We start from the raw sequence: 15,443 nt of genomic DNA, 5'->3' as shown, positions 1-15,443 counted from the left end.
GTCCTATTTATATAACAAACCATTTGGCACTAAATCATAATTTAATTTAAGTACATCCAAATTATGTTTCATTCTATTTATATCTTCTTTTGTAGCCCCTTCATAATAATAACAAGTTACATATGCGGTTTTGTTAATTCTACTAAAAACTGACATATCAGCTTCACCTAATGAGTGTCCTAAAATAATGACTTCATCAAATCGTTCTTTATCTAGTATTCTTTTAACATTGTTTCTCGAGTAAAGTGCATCCTTATTTTTTTTATCTATTAATGTGAAAAGTTTAGATTCATTCTCTTCAATTGAACTCTCTATTTCATTAAATAATCTTCTTAAATTCTCCTTTTCGTATAGATTTCCATCTTCATCTTCTTCATAATATAACATCTTTTCTTGAAAAGCATATTTATCTTTACAAGGAATTTCAGTTGGATATCGTGTATCCATCATTGACTCCATCAATTCATCTAATGCATCAGTACCTATGGCAATATTATTATCATTAATATGTCCATGAATATGAATAATGTCTCTAATGGAATATACTTTTTCAACAACATCTGTATAATTAAAATTAATAATCAATCTAGATTCCTTTAATATGTCTTTTATTCTTTCTCTAGGGGTAATATTTTTAAAAAATTTTTGATTACAATTTTTTCTTAAATATTTTATAAAATTTTTTTCAAAATTTGTCAGTAATTCCACAAGCTCTTGAACCTTATTTACTTCGCTTAAGAACTCTTTAGACTCCAAATGTAAATAAGCAATTTCGCCATATTTATCAAATCCAAATTCAGAAATAATACTTTCTAATATTTCAGAAACATCCACATATTCCCTATTTTTCATTATATCTATTACTAAATTTTTATAATTTTCTTCAATATTATTCCAATTTTCACCTTTGAAAATTTTGTATTTTTGCAAATATTTTTCATTTGATTCTATAAAATTTTTAAATTGTGTTGGTAAATTATGACCTAAATCAAATCCATTTCCAATTATAACTAATTTATTCATAGCAGTACCTCTTTTAAATATTTTCTCATATTGATATTGTATAATTTTTAGACATAATTATTGACTATACAAGTTAAAGGTTTTAAGCCGTAACAGAAAACACTTATTTTAATATGATATTTTGACATATACCGAGCTCTATTGACCAAAAATGAATAAATTTCATTTTTGGTCAATAGGAATATATTTGTTATTAATATCATTTTCGTAGATATTTTAAAATACGAGAAATATAACTTCACCAAACATTTTTAAATAGTTTATCGAATAGATTTTGTACTCAATTTGTACTTAGTGATACCTTAAATATGCTAAAAGTGCCTAATAAGGCACTTTTTTCAATTTTCTATTCCCACTCGATCGTCGCACATGGCTTCGGCGATAAATCATAGCAAACCCGGTTCACATTTTTGACTTCCTTTAAAATCCGATCCGTGATCTTTGTCAGCACCGGCCAGTCGATCTGTTCAATCGAAGCGGTCATCGCGTCGATCGTGTTGACGGCGCGGATGATCACCGGATACTCAAAGCAGCGCGCATTGTTCTTGACGCCCACCGATTTGAAATCCGGAACAATCGTGAAATACTGCCAAACTTTCTTATCCAGTCCCGCCTTCGCAAACTCCTCGCGCAGGATCGCATCCGATTCCCGCACCGCTTCCAGCCGTTCTCTTGTGATTGCGCCCAGGCAGCGGACGCCCAGTCCCGGCCCCGGGAATGGCTGACGGAAGACCATGTCATGCGGTAAGCCCAGTTCCAGGCCGCATGCCCGGACTTCATCCTTGAACAGATAATACAACGGTTCAACTAACTCGAAATTCATGTCTTCCGGCAGGCCGCCGACATTGTGATGCGACTTGACGACCTTCGCGGTCTTCGTGCCCGATTCCACGATATCCGGATAGATCGTGCCCTGCGCCAAAAAGTCAATCCCTTCCAGCTTGCGCGCTTCTTCCTCGAACACACGGATGAACTCAGCGCCAATAATTTTACGTTTCTGTTCCGGATCCGCTACCCCTTCCAGTTTCGTTAAGAACCGCTCGCTCGCATCCACATAAATCAAGTTCGCATCCATCTGATTGCGGAACACTTCAATTACACTTTCCGATTCACCCTTGCGCATCAGGCCATGATTGACATGCACGCACACCAGCTGCTTGCCGATCGCTTTGATCAACAAGGCTGCGACGACCGAAGAATCAACGCCCCCGGACAACGCAAGCAGCACCTTTTTATCCCCGACCTGACGCCGGATCAATTCGATCTGGTCGGCAACGAAGTTTTTCATATTCCAATTCGCTTCCGCATGGCAAGTGTCAAACAAGAAGGAATTCACGACCGCTCGCATCGCGTCTTCCTCTGCCGGCCACTGATCAAGGCAATGCTTGCCCTTGGCCGCCGCATAATTCACTGCCAGCACCGGGACGCCTGCATCATAGATAAAATCACGAACTTCAATCGCCTTGCCGTCGACGATGTTCAGCGGGCCGCCGTTAAGGATGATCCCCTTGACATTATCCAGCTTCGCCAGTTCTTCTTCCGTGATATCATGCGGTTTAATCTCGCTGTAGACACCCAGATCACGGATCATCCGCGCCAGTACGGTATTTTCATCGCTGCCTAAATCTAAAATTAAAATCATATCCTGTTTCATCGCTGTTCCTCCTTCAACTTCCTTTTTATTCCAGTCCTAATGTAACAAAATTCGGGTTTCTTTGCAATCGCCGATTGCCTTTCTTACCAACTTTTGAATTTTGCCAACTTATCTTGATCCCCTTCCCCCTTTAGAAAAAGACCGGAGGTTTCCGATCTTTCACTCAGGGTAAGGGAAAAGCTTATTTCATCGAGCTCTTGTCTTTGACAATGACGTCGTGCGCCCCGCCTTCGACAATCGAGGTCGCGGAAACCAGGGTCAGCCGGGCATTCTGCTGCAGCTCAGGAATCGAGAGTGCACCGCAGTTGCACATGGTCGATTTCACCTTATACAACGTCAGCGTGACGTTTTCCTTTAACGTTCCGGCATACGGAACATAGGAATCGACGCCTTCCTCAAAGCTCAGCTTCTGAGCGCCGCCCAAATCGTAGCGCTGCCAGTTGCGGGCACGGTTGCTGCCTTCGCCCCAATACTCTTTGACATAGGTGCCATTGACCATCAGCTTCGTTGTCGGCGATTCTTCAAAGCGGCTGAAATACCGTCCCAGCATGACGAAATCCGCGCCCATCGCTAACGCTAAGGTAATATGATAATCGTAAACGATGCCGCCGTCCGAACAGATCGGGATGTAAATTCCGGTCTCTTCAAAATATTCGTCACGGGCTTTCGCAACTTCGATGACCGCTGTCGCCTGACCGCGGCCGATGCCTTTGGTTTCACGGGTGATGCAGATGGAACCGCCGCCGATGCCGACTTTAATGAAATCCGCGCCGCTCTCCGCTAAGAACCGGAATCCCTCGCGGTCGACGACGTTTCCTGCGCCAACCTTAACGGAGTCGCCGTATTTCGCACGGATCCAGGAAATCGTGCGCTTCTGCCATTCGCTGAAGCCTTCCGAAGAATCGATGCACAGCACGTCAACGCCCGCTTCCACTAACGCCGGAACACGTTCCGCATAGTCGCGCGTGTTGATGCCCGCGCCGACGATATACCGCTTGTGGCAATCCAGGAGCTCATCCGGATTTTCTTTATGCGTGGCATAATCCTTACGGAAAACAAGATACAACAGGTGCTGATTCTCGTCGATGATCGGCAGCTGGTTCAGCTTGTGTTCCCAGATCAGATCGTTGCAGTCCGACAAGGTGTCGCTCTCATGACCGACGATCAATTTGTCATACGGTGTCATGAAGTCCGCAACCTTGGTTTCCGGCGCCATCCGGGAAACCCGGTAATCGCGGCTGGTAACCATGCCGACTAAGCGTCCGTTGGCAGTTCCGTCCTCAGTGACCGGCATCGTGGAATGTCCTGTTTCCTCGACCAGTTCAAGAACCTGCGCCAGCGTCATATCCGGCGTAATGTTGGAATCGCTGACGACAAAGCCGGCCTTGTGATTTTTCACACGGGCAACCATCGCCGCCTGACTTTCAATCGACTGTGATCCAAAGATGAACGAAACGCCGCCTTCCTTTGCCAGCGCCACCGCCATCCGGTCATCGGACACCGCCTGCATGATCGCGCTGACCATCGGGATGTTCATTTCGATCGCCGGTTTTTCACCTTTCTTGAACTTGACTAACGGCGTCTTCAGGCTGACAGACGTCGGGATGCACTCGCTGGAAGAATAGCCCGGAACCAACAGGTATTCGCTGAAGGTATGAGACGGTTGATCATAGTAATATGCCATAGTATTCGCTCCTTTTCCCTTTTTGTATTATCCATGATTATAATGAAATTGTGCCCCAAAGTAAAGGATTAAATGATCCGTTTTGAAAAATTTTACAATTCTTACGATAAAAGGCGGTCCTCCGGTAAAAGAGAGCCCGCCTTTTCGTTATTTTGTACGCTTATATAAGGTATGAATGGCATGCTGATCAAAGTCCATCAGCGCTTCGTGCAGCGCTTCGCTCCAGGTTGGATGAGCCATGATCACGCGCTGGCAGTCGTCGATCGTCAAATGCTGGCTGACGGCCTGAGCCACTGTGCCGATCCAGTCGCTGGCATGCGCTCCGGCAATCACCCCGCCCACTAACTGACGGGTGGCCGCATCGGCGATCAGCTTGACAAAACCGCGCGGCGCCTGTTCGATCATGGATTTGGAATTGCTTAAGGTGCTGGTCTTGCCCACGATGACCGATAACCCCTGCGCCTGCGCTTCCTCCTCCGACAAGCCGACCCACGCCGCTTCCGGATGGGTGTACAGACATGACGGCACGCAGTTTAAATCAAACTGCGGCGTCCGGCCCAGCATTGTATCCACCGCATTGATCGCCTGCGCGCTGGCCAGATGCGCAAGCTGAATCCGGCTGGTCACATCCCCAGCAGCATAAATCGTAGGAACCGACGTCCGGCCGCAGGCATCCGTGATCAAACGGCCGCGCTCCTGCGCCAGTGCCGGCGCGCAATCGCATAACACCGGTTTGCGTCCGGTTGCGGCGATGATCCATTCCCCTTCCGCGCGCATCGGTTTTTCCTTTTCTACATAGTCTACGGCATTTTCATGAATCTGGGTAATCGTAATGCCGCAATGCAGCTGCGCGCCCCGGCGCTTGAGGATCATTTGAAGATTCTGCGCAATTTCCCGATCCGCCTGAATCAACGGCCGCGGGGCGGCTTCCAACAGCGTTACCCCAACCCCCAGATCCAATAATAAATCCGCAAATTCCAGGCCGATCACGCCGGCCCCGATAATCACAGCCTGCTGCGGCAGCGGACGATCCCACTGCAGCACCTGATCCGAGGTCATCGCCAGTTCAATTCCCGGAATCGGCGGAACTGAAGTCCGGGAGCCGGTCGCGATCAAAATATGTTCAGCTTCAATGATCTCATCATTCACACTGACCGTCTGCGGGCCGGTTATTTTCGCTTCGCCATGAAGAAACTGGATTGAATTGCCTTTGATCAGCTGGGCAATTCCCTTCTGCAGCTTCCCCACGGTGTCTTCCTTCTGCAGCCGCAGTGCTTCGCCGTCGATCTCGATCTTGGCGTACTGCGCCGCAATCCGCAGCTGATGCGCCTGGTATAACAGGCTTTTAGTCGGAATACACCCGCGGTTAAGACATGTGCCGCCGACCTGGTCTTTTTCGATCAGCACGACCTGCATGCCGCATTGGGCGGCGTGAATTGCCGCTTCATAGCCGGCCGGGCCGGCGCCGAGAATCACAAGCTCGGTTTTTAATCCCATTTTGCTTCCTGCCCTTCTATTTCTTGGCTGATCCACGCAATGCATTCCGGGATCAGCGGATGGTGCGGACTTGCGGATAAAGCGCGTTCCTGCAGCGCCTGGGACGTCAGCGGACAATCATGAAGCAAGGCTTCCAGCTCCGTGATCGCCGCCGCATCCATCGCGTCGGTATACAGCCGGCAGGCGCAGATACGCTGGGACTGCAGCTGCAGCTGCGCCTGGATCTCACCCCAGGCGAAACGTTTCTCCAAACATAAATCAGCCTGGAATTTCTCTGGGAACAGCCAGGCGTCGCTGCGGTAAAACTGGGCCAGCGCTTTGATTTCCGCAATCTGCGCCGGTGTCCATTCCCACATCGTTCCCAGTTCTCCATAAACCTGTTCCATCGCTTCCCGCAGTGCGGTTTTCAGCCGGCTGATCGTCATCATTGGCGCGCATTCCTTTAAATTGATGACGCGCTGACGGACGGAATCGACGCCGTTGCCTTTCAGCTTCGCGGCGGATACCTTCAGGTATCTGGCCACTTTCTCGCTGTCCGTATCGACGAGCAGCGTGCCGTGATGAAAGCTGCCGTGGGGCCCGTGATAAAAGGCGTTGCCGGAAAATTTCCGGCCCTGCGCCGTCAGATCGTTGCGGCCTGAAAACTGCGCGTCCACCCCGAACTGACGCACAGCCTGCAAAAGCACGGAGCATTGTCGATGCAGATCAAACTGATCGTTGGGAACCAACATCGTAAAGTTCAGGTTGCCCAAATCGTGATAGACCGCCCCGCCGCCGGAACAGCGCCGGGCTAACAAGCCGCCGTCCTGCTTCAGCGCCGCCAGCCGACATTCCTTCAGCGGATTCTGGTTTTTGCCAATGACAACGGTATGCTCGTTTTGCCACAGATAGAGAATCCGCCGGCCGTCGAGATGATCGCACAGCCACTTCTCCATCGCTAAATTAAAGTAAGGGTCAAAAGTCTGACCCTCTGTAAAATACAGCATTGTGCTATTTGTTTCCCTTTTGCCAGCGCAGAATCGGATGCCGGGCCGCCTGAACCTCGTCGATCCGGCCGACTGGCGTCGTCGTTGGACATGCCTGCAGTGCCTGCGGATCACTGGCCGCCAAGTCAAGCAGCTCACTCAGCACGCGCACTGCTTCATCGAGCACCGCCTTCGGTTCGGTTTCCGTCGGTTCCACCATCAGCGCTTCTTCCACGATCAGCGGGAAATACATCGTCGGCGGATGGATGCCGCGGTCGATCATCCCCTTGGCGATATCCATCGCACTGACGCCCAGGTCGTTATGCTGACGTTTCAGCGTCATGACGAATTCATGCATGCACGGCTGGTCAATCGCCATATCGTAGTTCCGGCTCAGTTCATGTTCCAGATAGCGAGCGTTGAGCACCGCGACCTGGCTTGTCCGGCGCAGACCTTCCTTGCCTAAGATCATGACATAGGTTAAAGCCCGGACCATGACGCCGAAATTGCCGTAGAACATCTTCATCCGGCCTAAACTTTCCGGACAGTCCTCATGAATCCGGCCGTTTTCGATCCGCGGCGACGGCAGATAGGGAATCAAATGGCGCTTGACGCCAATCGGCCCGCTGCCCGGCCCGCCCCCGCCATGCGGCGTGGAGAACGTCTTATGCAGATTCAGATGGACAACGTCAAAGCCCATATCGCCCGGACGCGCAATGCCCATGATCGCGTTCAGATTCGCGCCGTCGTAATAAACCAGACCGCCGGCGTCGTGAATGATTTTTGTGATTTCCAAAATATCTTTTTCAAACAGGCCCAATGTGTTGGGATTCGTCAGCATCAGCGCCGCGGTCGTTTCATCCGCCATCGCCCGCAACGCTTCCACATCGACGTTGCCTTCCGCGTTGCTTGGAATCTGCTTGACCGTAAAGCCCGCCATCACCGCGCTGGCCGGATTGGTTCCATGAGCGGAATCCGGCACGAACACGACGGTGCGCTGATCTTCATGATGGCGTTTCAAATAGTTGCGGATCGTCATCAGGCCGCTGAATTCGCCATGCGCGCCTGCGGCCGGCTGGAAGCAGAACGCATCCATGCCGGTGATCTGCGTCAGATATTTTTCCAGCGTTGCGACAACTTCCAGACAGCCCTGCACGTCCTCTTCCGGCGCCAGCGGATGGATCGCCGTAAAGCCCTCCAGGTTGGCCGCGTCTTCGTTGACTTTCGGATTGTATTTCATCGTGCAGGAGCCTAATGGATAAAAGACGTGATCGACGCCCTTGACACGCTGGGAGCATTCGGTGTAATGGCGCACGACCTCCAGTTCGCTGACCGAAGGCAGCTGCGGTTTCTCAGCGCGCAGTTTTGTTTTTAAAGTATACGCAGGAACCTGAAGCTTTGGCAGCGCCACGCCCCGATGTCCCTGGGTTCCGCGTTCAAAAATCAGCTGGCTCATGCGGCCACCTCCCCGATCAGTTCGACCAGATGATCCATATTTTCCTTATTGTTCACTTCTGTCGCGCACCACAGAATTTCGTGATCGCTCAGCGGCAGTCCGCCCAGGATGCCGTGATCTTCCAGATGTTTGAGCAGCACGCCGCTCGGCACGTCGCTGACCGTTACGAATTCATGGAAGAATTCGCCGGCATATTTCAGTTTGAGCTTTGTTTTTTCACATAGCTCCTGCGCTAAATAATGGGCGTTGCTGACACAGTGCGAGGCGACCTGTTCGATGCCTTCCGTGCCCATCGCGCTGCAGTAGATCGCCGCTCTCAGCGCGCATAACGCCTGATTGGAACAGATCGAGCTGCTGGCCTTTTCCCGGCGGATGTGCTGTTCACGGGCCTGCAGGGTCAGGACGTAAGCCCGCCGGCCTTCGTGATCGGTACTCTGGCCGACAATCCGGCCGGGCAGCTTGCGCATCATCGCCGATACGCTGGCCATAAAGCCCAGATACGGCCCGCCGAAGTTCAGCGGCATGCCTAACGGCTGGCCTTCGCCGACCGCGATCACAGCGCCGGCTTCCTTCGCTGACGGCAGCAGTGCCGCCGCGATCGGATTGATGTGCAGAATCCCTTTTACCTTTTTCTCCGCCGCCGCTGCAAACAGCGTTTCTGCGTCTTCAATTAAACCGAAATAGTTCGGCTGCTGCAAAAGCAGACAGGCCGTATCCTCGCTCAGCGCTTCCCGCAGCACACTTTCTTCCAGCACGCCGTGCGGACACTCTAAGACAGTGATTGTCATACCGTAGGCCTCGCCGTACGTCCGGATTACCTGCAGGATCTGCGGATGCACCGACGCTGGCACCAGCACGCGGCGATGCTTCGGATCCCGGCACATCAGCAAGGCTTCAGCCGCGGCCGTCGCGCCGTCATACACACTGGCGTTGCTGACGTCCATGCCCGTCAGCTCGCAGATCATTGTCTGATATTCAAAAATGGACTGCAGCAGTCCCTGACTCATTTCCGCCTGATACGGCGTATACGCCGTCAGAAACTCGCCGCGGCTGGACAGCGCGTTGACGAGACTCGGGATGTAATGGCGGTAAGCGCCCGCCCCGCGGTAGAGATCTTCATAAATCCGGTTGTGCGAGGCCATTTTCTTCAGCTTCGCCAACACTTCAAATTCACTCATGCCCTCCGGCAGATCCCAGCCGTCTTCCTTTAAAAGCACCGCTTCGGGCAGATGCCCGGTTAAAGCGTCTAAATCTTTCAGCCCCAGCGAATCGAGCATCGCCTGCAATTCTTCCGGGCTGGATGCAATGTAATCGCTCATGGGCTACTCCAGCGTCGTCAGATATTCGCTGTAGGCTTCCGGGCTTAACAGATCGTCTAATCCGCTGACGTTCTCCATCACGCAGATCCAGTTGCCGTAACAGTCCTCGTTCAGCTTTTCCGGAGCGTCGATCAATTCCTCATTCGTTTCTTTGATCGTTCCGGCGACCGGCGAATAAATTTCACTGACGGCTTTGACGGATTCGACATCGGCTAACGCGCCTTCCGCTTCGACTTCCTCGCCGGCGGGATGCATGTCGACAAATACGATATCACCCAGACTGTCCTGCGCGTAATCGGAAATTCCGATTTTTACTGTGCCGTCTGGCAGCGTTTCAACCCATTCATGCGACTTGCTGTAAAGCAGACCTTCTTTTACGACTGACATTTTGTGTGTCCTCCTTCATTTCTTATTTTATTTTTATTGTCCCAGTCCCGCCGGTTTTTTCCATTCCAGCAAGGACTGCAGGTTTCCTCGTTCAAGCGGAAGCTGAGGCCATGTTTCTGCGCTTCACGAACGTTTTCCTTCGCCCTTTTCCGTCCTTTGATCCGCGTTATTTCCGTTTGTAAAACGGCATCGGCGTGATCAGCGCCTTCATGCTTCGGTTTCCATGAACAACCTCGACCTCAGCGCCATCCTGAGCGTGATCGACGTCGACATAGGCCATCGCGATCGCTTTGCCCAGCGTCGGCGCCATCGTCCCGCTGGTGATGTGACCGATGACTGCTCCATCCTGGCGAACCTCGTAATGCTCGCGGGCAATGCCGCGGTCGAGCAGTTCCAGACCGATCCGGACCTTCGTCAGACCTTTTTCCTGAATTCCCTGCTTGCCGATAAAATCAGCTTTATCCAGTTTCACCGCGAAGTTCAGACCCGCCTCTAACGGTGAGGTCTCAGCGTCCAGCTCATGCCCATACAGTGGCATCGCCGCTTCTAAGCGCAGCGTGTCGCGCGCGCCCAGTCCGCACGGGATCAATCCCAGCGGCGTTCCGGCAGTCATGATCGCCTCGACGATCGCCATCGCGTCTTCATTGCGCATGTAAATTTCGACGCCGTCCTCGCCGGTATAGCCGTTGCGCGAAACCAGACAGGCCTTGCCAGCGACCGCGATCTGATCGGTAAACCAATACGATTTTGCCGGCAGTGAAGTCAGATCGGCAATCTTGCCCAGGATCTCAATTGCTTTGGGGCCCTGCAGCGCAACTTGCGAAATGAGCGATGAAACATTGCGCAGCCGGACGTCGAGACGGCAGTTCTGATTAAACCACTCCCAATCTTTCTGCTTGTTGGAAGCATTGACAACACATAAAAAATGCTCGTCGTCAAACCGGTAGACAATCAGATCGTCGACCGTGCCGCCGTCTTCATAACACAGGCAGCTGTAGCGCATCTGTCCATGTTTCAGATTGGCGATCTTGTTGGTCAGCAAATGATCGAGAAAAGCGGCCGCTTCAGGACCTTCGACGAGAAATTCGCCCATGTGCGACACATCGAACAGTCCCGCTTGTTCACGGACCGCCTGATGTTCTTTCAGGATGCCGGTTGGATACTGGACGGGCAGCCAGGTGTCGGCAAATTCAACGAGCTTGCCCTGGTGGCTTTGATGAAAGTCGTATAACGATGTTTTTTCTGTCATCTTCGTTTCCTTTCCTTTTCAGGTTCCTCTTGTAGCTTTATTATAGCGAAAATGAAAGCGCTTTTCCATAAAGTTCTGCACTTCACAAGATAACTCTGTTCTTTTTCCTATCCAACCGATTACAGCCAGAACAGCAAGCGTCCTAATTGGAATAAAAGCAGACTGACCACATACGGCAGCGCCAGCATGATCGCGATGGATTTCAGCATCAGCTTCGTTCCATATTCCTGCCGCAGGGCGTTGAGCGTCATGATGCAGGGAATCGAAAACAGACAATAGACAAGGAAGCAATAGGCCCGCAGCTTGCCTAACGGATCTGGAAAGAGCGCGCCCAGTTCGCTGATCAAACCGGCATCCTGCCCTTCCTGGCTGAAATCCGCTAGGTGCACGACACTGTTTTTCACCGCTTCGCCCAGACCTGAAATCAGGTTCCGGGATTCCTCGGCAAAATCCGGCGGCGTTTCCGTTGTTTCGCTTAACACCGAAGCCAGAAAACCGACGACTGTTTCCTTGGCCGCGATGGATCCAGGCAGGCTGGCAACCAATGGCCATTGCGTGCCGAAACCCAGCGGTTCGTAAATCACGGACGCCGCCTTGCCAAACTGCGCGGCGTAGGACGTGGCGATCTCCCCGGTCGGAAAATAGGTCAGTCCCCACAGCACTGTCATTGCCAGCATCACGACAGTCAGCGCTTTACGGGTGTAATTTTTGACTTCCTGGCGGACCTTGTTGAACACCACCGGCAGCGATGGGCGGCGATATACCGGCAGCTCCAGCACCATCCACGGCTGTTTGCGATGCTCCGGCAGCGACAGCACCAGCGATAACACCAACGCGCTGACCAGGCTTAATCCATACAGCGTAAACACGACCAACCCACCCTGTCCGGGAAAAAACGCCGCCGAAAACAACAGATAAATCGGCAAGCGCGCGCCGCAGCTGATTAATGGAACGACCAGCGCTGTCCGCCGGCGGCTGCTTTCCTCTTCAATCACGCGCGTCGCCATCACGGCCGGAACATTGCATCCCAAGCCTAACAACAAGGAAACAAACGCTTTGCCGCTGCAGCCAAACGGCCGCATCAGCCGGTCCATTAAAAACGCGATCCGGGCCATATAGCCGCTTTCTTCCAGCAAGCCGAGGAAGAAATACAAAAATGCCATTAACGGTAAAAAGCTGAGCACACTGCCGATCCCTGCCAACAACCCATCGCAGACCAACGATTGCACCCAGGCCGGCATTGAGGCCAATAAGAGCCGGCAGCCGTGCTGCATCCAGAGAGTTAATTGATTCAGCCAAGCCACATACGGCGCGCTGCCATTATAGATAAGCATCAGCATCCCAAAGCTCATCGCCAGAAGCAGCGGCAGTCCCCAGATCCGGTGCAGCAGCACCGCGTCGATCCGCTTGGTTTTTAACAGCCGCCGCTGTGGATCCTGACGAACATGGCTCATCAAGCTGTCGACCGCTCGGTACAGCGCCTCATGCATCGCTTGCGGCTGGCGGTCACAGAGCTTTTGATAGGCTTGTTTCTTCAACGCCAGCGGCGAGGCAAAGGGTTCTGCCAGCTGCAGCGCGTTGACTTCATCGACCCACGCCTGTTCCAACGGTTTTGGCAGCAGCGGCCGGTAGCCGTCAAAGGGCTGATGCAGCATCGCCAGAACGGTGTCCTTCACCTGGCGGCCGGCTTGCTTGTCAAACGCGCTGGCGCAAAGAATCGGACAGGCCAAACGACGGCTCAGCTTTGCCGCGTCAATCTCAATTCCATTTTTCAGCACCTCGTCGTAAAAGTTAAAAATCAGAATCATCGGAATCTGCAGCATCCTTAATTTCAGCGTCAGCCGCAGCGCCCGCTGTAAATGCGTCGCGTCCAGGACGTTGATCAGACAGTCGATTGGCTGGGATTCCAGAAAGTCCTGGGTGATTTGTTCCTCGTTGTTGGTTTTCTGTAAATCATAAATACCCGGCAGATCGATCAGGGTGATCGCTTCCTTATCCCATTCAACCTGTGCCTGCTTGCGCTCCACCGTAACGCCCGGCCAGTTGCCAACTTCAAACCCAGCATCCGACAGCGCGTTGATCCAGGCAGTTTTCCCGGCGTTGGGATTGCCGACAAAGGCTACGGTCTTCATTCGGTTTTCTTCAAAGCGACATGGATCCGCGCGGCATCCGGCCGGCGCAGCGCGATCAGGCTGCCCCCGACGCTGTATTCCGCCGGATCCTGCAGCGGCGCACTGCGGACAAATTCAATGTCCTCGCCCACCCGCAAACCCAGAGCTTCCAGCCGGTCCGCCAGCGCCGGCGGCAGGTCAATGCGCGTGATGACTGCGCTGAGGCCGGATGGCAATTGTGTTAGTTTCATCGCTGACTCTCCTTTCCTTACAGACTATGCTTATAAAAAGTCCTTCCTTCCGCGCAAATTTCGACATCCTCACTCTGGTATAACAGGCAGATTGTGGTATAATCAGAAAGGTTAATTTCAAAGAATAGGAGAGAAGCGTTATGAGATTAAGTCAAAGTTTCTTTACGACTCTGCGTGAGAACGTAAAGGATGAAGATTCCGTCAGCGGTAATCTGCTGGTTCGCGCGGGCATGATCAAAAAAAGCTCGGCAGGAGTCTATATGTACCTTCCCCTTGGGTATAAAGTGCTGAAAAAAATTGAAAACATCGTCCGTGAAGAAATGGATCAGGCGGGAAGCCAGGAATTGTTGATGCCGGCGTTGATCCCGGAAGAAGTTTACGTCGCATCCGGCCGGCGGGATAACTTCGGTTCCAGCATGTTCTCGCTGAAGGACCGGTTTAACAAGAGCTATGTTCTCGGTCCGACACACGAGGAACTGTTCGCCGTTGCGGCGGGCATGAAAATCCGCTCATACAAGGACATGCCGTTCAATTTATATCAGTTTCAGACGAAGTACCGGGATGAAGCGCGGCCTCGCTATGGTTTGATCCGCGTCCGCGAGTTCATCATGAAGGACGCTTATTCCTTTGACAAGGATGAAGCAGGCATGGACGTCGCCTATCAAAAGATGTTCGATGCTTACAAGCGGGCGTTTGACCGGATGCACATGGATTACAAGATCGTTCGCGCCGATACCGGCGTCATGGGCGGACTTTTGTCCGAGGAATTCCAGGCGGTCACGGAAATCGGCGAGGATGTTTTAGTTCTGTGCGACCAATGCAGCTTTGCTTCCAACCTGGAAGTTGCGCCGTGCAAAGATGAGGGCGCTGACAGCATGGAAGCGCATCTGCCGAAGGAATTGGTGGAAACACCGAATGCGCGCACGATCGAGGAAGTCACCGAGTTTTTGCATGAAGCGGCTAATCAATTTGTCAAGACATTGATTTACAACATCGACGGCAAGCCGTTTGCGGTGATGGTCCGGGGCGATCGGGAAGTCAATGAAACCAAGGTTCTCAAGCTTGTCGGCGGCTTGGAAATCGCGCTAGCAGAACCTGAGATGGTCGTCGAAGCGACCGACGCCAAAATCGGCTTCGCTGGTCCGATCGGTCTGCATTGTCCTTTAATCATGGATCTGGAAGTTTCGCATATGGCGAATTTCATCACCGGCGCCAACAAGACGGGATATCACTATATCCATGTCAATCAGGAAGATTTCAAAGCGGATTACACGGCGGATGTCCGGCAGATCATGGAAGGCGATACCTGTCCGATCTGCGGCGGCAAGATCGTCTTTAAAAAAGGCATTGAAATCGGGAATACGTTTAAATTGGGAACGAAATATGCTCAGGCGATGGATCTGGAATATCTCGATCAGGAAAACAAACTGAATCCGGTCTGGATGGGTTCGTATGGCATCGGCATCGGCCGCTGCATGGCCGCGCTGGCTGAACAGCACAGCGATGAGCATGGCTTATGCTGGCCGATCAATATCGCGCCGTATCCGGTAGCGATCGTTGTCATTGCCAAAAAGGATGAGCAGCAGATGGCTGCCGCAGAACAGCTGTATGCCCAGCTGCAGGCAGCCGGCGTCGATGTCATGCTGGACGACCGGGATGAACGGCCGGGCGTTAAGTTCAAGGATATGGATCTGATCGGTACGCCAATCCGGCTGACCGTCGGCAAGAAAATCGGCGACGGTCTTGTTGAAATGAAGCTGCGCAAGGCGGAAAAAGCGGAAGACATCAGCATTGACAACGTAGTCGCTAAGGTTTTAGAGCTCATTCATCAGGGCGAGTAAGTCAAA

The 15,443-nt window shown here is 52.0% G+C and carries 12 protein-coding genes; 1 reads left to right on the top strand and 11 read right to left on the bottom strand.

The window, feature by feature from the left end; genetic code table 11:
- Positions 1 to 3: 3 nt before the first annotated feature.
- The 11 genes from I2D94_RS09750 to I2D94_RS09700 form a co-directional block, all read right to left on the bottom strand.
- On the bottom strand, positions 4 to 1,023 hold the full coding sequence (locus tag I2D94_RS09750; protein ID WP_072684435.1) for an AbiH family protein: 1,020 nt from the start codon (positions 1,021 to 1,023) through the stop codon (positions 4 to 6).
- A gap of 346 nt (positions 1,024 to 1,369) precedes the next feature.
- Positions 1,370 to 2,677 (bottom strand): glutamine-hydrolyzing GMP synthase, encoded by a 1,308-nt coding sequence (gene guaA / locus I2D94_RS09745; RefSeq protein WP_072684424.1) that lies wholly within the window; start codon positions 2,675 to 2,677, stop codon positions 1,370 to 1,372.
- A 181-nt stretch (positions 2,678 to 2,858) separates the two neighbouring features.
- On the bottom strand, positions 2,859 to 4,361 hold the full coding sequence (locus I2D94_RS09740) for an IMP dehydrogenase (protein WP_006060786.1): 1,503 nt from the start codon (positions 4,359 to 4,361) through the stop codon (positions 2,859 to 2,861).
- 147 nt (positions 4,362 to 4,508) lie between these two features.
- Positions 4,509 to 5,858 carry an NAD(P)/FAD-dependent oxidoreductase gene (locus I2D94_RS09735; RefSeq protein ID WP_195396633.1) on the bottom strand — a complete coding sequence of 450 codons (1,350 nt, stop codon included), beginning with the start codon at positions 5,856 to 5,858 and terminating at the stop codon, positions 4,509 to 4,511.
- A complete protein-coding gene (locus I2D94_RS09730) occupies positions 5,849 to 6,844 on the bottom strand; it encodes a lipoate--protein ligase (protein ID WP_195396631.1) in 996 nt (331 codons plus the stop codon). The genes I2D94_RS09735 and I2D94_RS09730 overlap by 10 nt, the downstream gene beginning before the upstream one ends.
- A gap of 4 nt (positions 6,845 to 6,848) precedes the next feature.
- Complete coding sequence (gene gcvPB / locus I2D94_RS09725) at positions 6,849 to 8,279, bottom strand: aminomethyl-transferring glycine dehydrogenase subunit GcvPB (RefSeq protein ID WP_195396629.1); 1,431 nt, start codon at positions 8,277 to 8,279, stop codon at positions 6,849 to 6,851.
- Positions 8,276 to 9,598, bottom strand: a complete 1,323-nt coding sequence (gene gcvPA, locus I2D94_RS09720; RefSeq protein WP_195396627.1) for an aminomethyl-transferring glycine dehydrogenase subunit GcvPA — start codon at positions 9,596 to 9,598, stop codon at positions 8,276 to 8,278. Before gcvPA ends, gcvPB begins: the two co-directional genes overlap by 4 nt.
- Positions 9,599 to 9,601: 3 nt before the next feature.
- A complete protein-coding gene (gene gcvH, locus I2D94_RS09715) occupies positions 9,602 to 9,985 on the bottom strand; it encodes a glycine cleavage system protein GcvH (RefSeq protein WP_195396625.1) in 384 nt (127 codons plus the stop codon).
- 166 nt (positions 9,986 to 10,151) lie between these two features.
- Complete coding sequence (gene gcvT, locus I2D94_RS09710) at positions 10,152 to 11,234, bottom strand: glycine cleavage system aminomethyltransferase GcvT (protein ID WP_195396623.1); 1,083 nt, start codon at positions 11,232 to 11,234, stop codon at positions 10,152 to 10,154.
- A 119-nt stretch (positions 11,235 to 11,353) separates the two neighbouring features.
- Positions 11,354 to 13,366 carry a ferrous iron transport protein B gene (feoB, locus tag I2D94_RS09705; RefSeq protein WP_195396621.1) on the bottom strand — a complete coding sequence of 671 codons (2,013 nt, stop codon included), beginning with the start codon at positions 13,364 to 13,366 and terminating at the stop codon, positions 11,354 to 11,356.
- On the bottom strand, positions 13,363 to 13,596 hold the full coding sequence (locus I2D94_RS09700) for a FeoA family protein (RefSeq protein ID WP_072684416.1): 234 nt from the start codon (positions 13,594 to 13,596) through the stop codon (positions 13,363 to 13,365). Before I2D94_RS09700 ends, feoB begins: the two co-directional genes overlap by 4 nt.
- A 140-nt stretch (positions 13,597 to 13,736) precedes the next feature.
- Here I2D94_RS09700 and I2D94_RS09695 point away from each other — a divergent pair, with 140 nt between their 5' ends.
- Positions 13,737 to 15,437, top strand: a complete 1,701-nt coding sequence (locus tag I2D94_RS09695; RefSeq protein WP_195396619.1) for a proline--tRNA ligase — start codon at positions 13,737 to 13,739, stop codon at positions 15,435 to 15,437.
- Positions 15,438 to 15,443: the final 6 nt, after the last annotated feature.

The organism is Holdemania sp. 1001302B_160321_E10 (genome assembly GCF_015552275.1).
In the GTDB taxonomy this organism is placed as follows: Bacteria; Bacillota_I; Bacilli_A; order Erysipelotrichales; family Erysipelotrichaceae; genus Holdemania.
The sequence above is the reverse complement of the archived record's forward strand: the minus strand, read 5'-3'. Positions and strand labels throughout refer to the sequence as shown.